Source organism: Peptidiphaga sp. (assembly GCF_057238965.1).
In genome coordinates this window covers 3447-7392 of record NZ_DBHHEV010000105.1, presented here as the reverse complement: position 1 = coordinate 7392, position 3946 = coordinate 3447, and the positions used below count along the sequence as shown (strand labels likewise).

Sequence of the window (3946 nt, the reverse complement as noted above, 5' to 3'; positions counted from 1 at the left end):
GATTTGAACCCACGACCCCTTGACCCCCAGTCAAGTGCGCTACCAAACTGCGCCATAGCCCGTTGTCGCTCGTGCAATCCTGCCGCGTTTTCTTCCGGAGAAAGAGACTTGCAAGCTTCCTGAAAACGGCTCCTGCGAGCTTTCCGCGAAAGAAAGCCGAAGATCAGCCACATCGTTGCTGCGACCAGTCAAGAATACACAACGGCAGGCGGGGAGACAACCGCGCGGGGTCAGGCGGCGATTCGTTTCAAGCTCAAGTGAAAGCCAATGCCGAGAAACCCATGGCATACGGGGCTCAAAGGTTATAGAATTGTGATCTACGGTTACGGAGGCAAGCCGGATCTTTATCCAAGGAGGATTTCAGTATGCCTGAACGGTTTGAGCCCAACGAGGCCGATCCCACCACGACCTCGGTTTTCAAGACCGTCGGCGGGGACTCAGACGTCAACATCGCCAGGCGCGCGTTGAAGCCGGAAGAGCAGGCGGCAATCGAGTCGCTGCCCAAGGGCTCCGCCTTGCTCATCGCGCTCTCCGGACCGAATTCCGGGGCGCGTTTCCTGCTCAACGAGGACCGCACGAACGCGGGACGTCACCAGAAGTCCGACATCTTCTTGGACGACGCCACGGTTTCCCGCAAGCACGCGCAGTTCATTCGCAGCGGCGACGAGTTCTCGGTTCGCGACTCGGGTTCGCTCAACGGAACCTACGTCAACCGCGAGCGGGTCGACGCCCAGATCCTCCACACGGGCGACGAGGTCCAGATCGGCAAGTTCCGCCTGACCTTCTACGAGGCTCCGGCCACGGCATGACGTCGCGCCAACGCATGTCGAGCGCAGCGCGCAAGCCCGCCGCGGCCCCCGAGGCCGAGGCCGTCGAAGCCCAGCCGGAGGGGAAGTGGCCTTTCGACGTTCCCCACGACCCCTATCTGAAAATAGGGGAGGTCCAGTCGATGCTCGCGGCGGAGTTCCCGCTGTTGACGTTGTCGAAGATCCGCCATTACGAGTCGATCGAGCTTGTCCATCCCCACCGGACGGCTTCGAATCAGAGACTCTTCTCACCCGCGGACTGCGAGCGGCTGCGCTTCATCCTGCGCGAGCAGCGCGACCGGTATCTTCCGCTCGACCAGATCCGGGAGCTTCTTCGCCAGCTCGACGCGGGGCAACAGCCCGAGGGCACGCATCCGGGGCGGCTTCGCCTCATCGACGACGTCGCCAAGCGCCCCCAGCCCGGCACGCGTCTGCGCCTGTCCGAAGTCGCGGACCTCACCGGCGTCTCCGTCTCCGACGTCGAAGAGATGGTCGACGCCGGCATCCTCGCCGCCGACCCGCGCGGGCGCTTGACCGCTCAGGCCCCGGACATCGTTCGTTTCGCAACGATGCTGCTGGGCGCGGGCTTCACCCTGCGGCAGGTGCGCAGCGTCAGGACGTCCGCACACGCCCACGCCGTTCTAGTGACGAACTCCATCGCAACCGAACGCGCCCGCAAATCCAGCGTTGCACGCGAGAGAGCCATCGCCTCGGCGACGGAAAACGCAACCGTCATATCCCAGCTTTATCGCGCGCTGCTAACGGAAAACATCGAAGTCGAGCTGCGTTAGGCAATAAAATCGAATTTTCAACCATCTGAATGTCTATAGGGGAGTTCTCGCGGTTGATTCGAAGTTTAGACGCGCCGTACCACCATTGAGAGCCGTTCCTGCTATATCGTTGCCTGTGTAGGCGGAGCACCCCCGTCTATTTCACGAAAGTATGGAGGAAACCATGAGCGAAGCTCACGCGCACGACGCAAGGATGCAACGTGCTCAGCAAATGCTCTTCGGCGATCCGCTCCCAGATCTGGACTACGAGACGGGCTATCGCGGCCCTATCGCATGTCGCGCGGCCGGCATCACGTACCGGCAGCTCGACTACTGGGATCGGACGGGCCTCATCTCGCCATCGATTCGCAATGCACACGGTTCAGGCAGCCAGCGCCTGTACTCTTTTCGCGACGTTCTTGTGCTCAAGATCGTCAAGCGCCTCTTGGACACGGGCGTTTCACTTCAGCAGATCCGGCTCGCAGTCGCGCAACTCGAGTCGCACGGAGTTGAGGATCTGGCTCAGATCACCCTCATGTCCGACGGGGCTTCCGTCTATGAGTGCACGTCCGACGACGAGGTCATCGATCTCGTCAAGGGCGGCCAAGGGGTCTTCGGCATAGCCGTGGGCCGCGTGTGGCGCGAAGTCGAGGGCACGTTGGGCGAGCTTCCGACGGAGCGGGCAGAAGAGGCCGGCGCCGTCGTTGTGGAAGACGAGCTCGCCAAGCGTCGCGCGGCGAAAAAGCGCAAAGCTTAAAGTGGACAAGCGCCCCGCTAAGAGGCCCGCGCTGGCTTTGCGGGCCCCTCGCGGGGGCAACCCCTCACATGCCGGCGGCGGGCTCTCACGCGCCCCGGCAGGGCGTTTCACTGCCCGGTGAGCTTGGACTCCCAGGCCGTGCGCACGGGATTCGCGTCGGCAAGCAGCATGTCGAAGCGATCGTAGGCGACGTCGATCACCTCTGAAAGTGCGAGAACCTGCTCTTGCTCGGCCGAATGGCTCAGGCGGCGCGCGCCGGACTCGATGAGCCGCTCGGCCGTGTCCAAGGGGCCGAGGTATGCCACAAGCGGCCATCCGAACCGCTCGGCGTAAGCTTCGGCCAGAGTGCTCAGCCGCTCCAGCTCTTCCGGGCTGGCCTCGCCGAGAGCCGTCGACCCGATGTCTCGCGAGACTTTCTGGGCTGCGGCGTCGTCCTCCTCGAGAAGGCTCGAGATGTCGGGATAGTCGCGCAGGAGGGCGAGCTTGAGCTCCTGGCTTGCCGTGAGAATCGCTTTCTCGACGGCGCCGCGGAACTCTTCGGCGTCGGCGAAGGGACGACTTTCCCACGCCCTTTCCAGGGGCCACGTCTGCGTGTTGAAAAGCGGTGAGAACGCCTCGACGAAGCGTTCGCGGCCCATGGCGTTGACCTCGTCGATGGTGAGCGCGCGCCCGTCGGGCCCGGACACGACCGGATCTCCGCCCCCGCGTCCGACGTGGAAGAACAAGACATTGAGGGCGATCGCGGCGATCGCCCCGGCAGTCATGCCCGAGGAAAAGAAAATCCGTGCCCACGAGGGCATGGAATCGGCGATGAACGGCTTGAAAGTCACGAGCATGGCAAGGCCGAGCGAGGTCGTCACGATAACGGCGTTGCGGTTGTCCCGCATGTCCGCCTTGGCTATCGTCTGCATGCCGACCCAGGCCACGTTGGCGAACATGGCCAGGGAGGCGCCTCCGAGCACGGGGGAGGGGATCGTCGCCACCAGCGCCCCCGCCTTCGGCAGGACTCCAAGGACCATCATGACCACTCCCGCGCCGGCCGCCACCCACCGCGATTTCACCCGTGTGATGCGCACAAGGCCGACGTTTTGGGCGAAACAGGTGTAGGGGAACGAGTTCATGACGCCGCCGAGGAGCGTCGACAAGCCGTCGGCGCGTATGGCGGCCGAGATGTCGGCTTTTCGAATGCGCTTGCCGACGATCTCCCCGGTGGCGAAGACGTCGCCCGTCGTTTCGACCATCGTCACGGCCATGACGATGGTCATCGAGACGATCGCGCCGGCGGCGAAGGTCGGCGTCCCGAAGTAGAACGGCGTGGTCGCGGCAAAAGAGCCGGCGCTCTTGAGGGCGTCGATGTCCTTCGGGTCGAGATGGCCCAGGATCGCGGCGACGGCCGTGCCTCCGACGAGCCCGATGAGCACGGCGATCGTTGCGAGAAACCCGCGCAAAAACCGCTGGGCCAAGACGATGGCGGCCAGCGTCCCGAAGGCGTAGAACAGCGACGTCGTCTGAAGGGGGACCACGCCCTTGGCGGGAGCCGCCGTCGGCGCCGCGGTGGCGTATCCGACGAAGTCGGAGGCCGAGACCGACAGCAGGGTCGTTCCCATGACAAG

At 64.0% G+C, this 3946-nt stretch carries 4 protein-coding genes; 3 read left to right on the top strand and 1 reads right to left on the bottom strand.

The genetic code is table 11. The features are described from left to right. Positions 1-365 precede the first annotated feature (365 nt). The 3 genes from ACO48X_RS10115 to ACO48X_RS10105 all read left to right on the top strand — a co-directional run bounded on the left by ACO48X_RS10115 (position 366) and on the right by ACO48X_RS10105 (position 2333). Positions 366-809, top strand: a complete 444-nt coding sequence (locus tag ACO48X_RS10115; protein ID WP_485001964.1) for an FHA domain-containing protein — start codon at positions 366-368, stop codon at positions 807-809. Between the two features lie 14 nt (positions 810-823). After that, complete coding sequence (ftsR, locus tag ACO48X_RS10110) at positions 824-1597, top strand: transcriptional regulator FtsR (protein ID WP_485001963.1); 774 nt, start codon at positions 824-826, stop codon at positions 1595-1597. A gap of 163 nt (positions 1598-1760) precedes the next feature. Then, positions 1761-2333, top strand: a complete 573-nt coding sequence (locus ACO48X_RS10105; protein ID WP_485001962.1) for a MerR family transcriptional regulator — start codon at positions 1761-1763, stop codon at positions 2331-2333. Between the two features lie 107 nt (positions 2334-2440). Here ACO48X_RS10105 and ACO48X_RS10100 read toward each other — a convergent pair. Then, on the bottom strand, positions 2441-3946 hold a 1506-nt coding region (locus ACO48X_RS10100; protein WP_485001961.1), incomplete at its 5' end, for a solute carrier family 23 protein.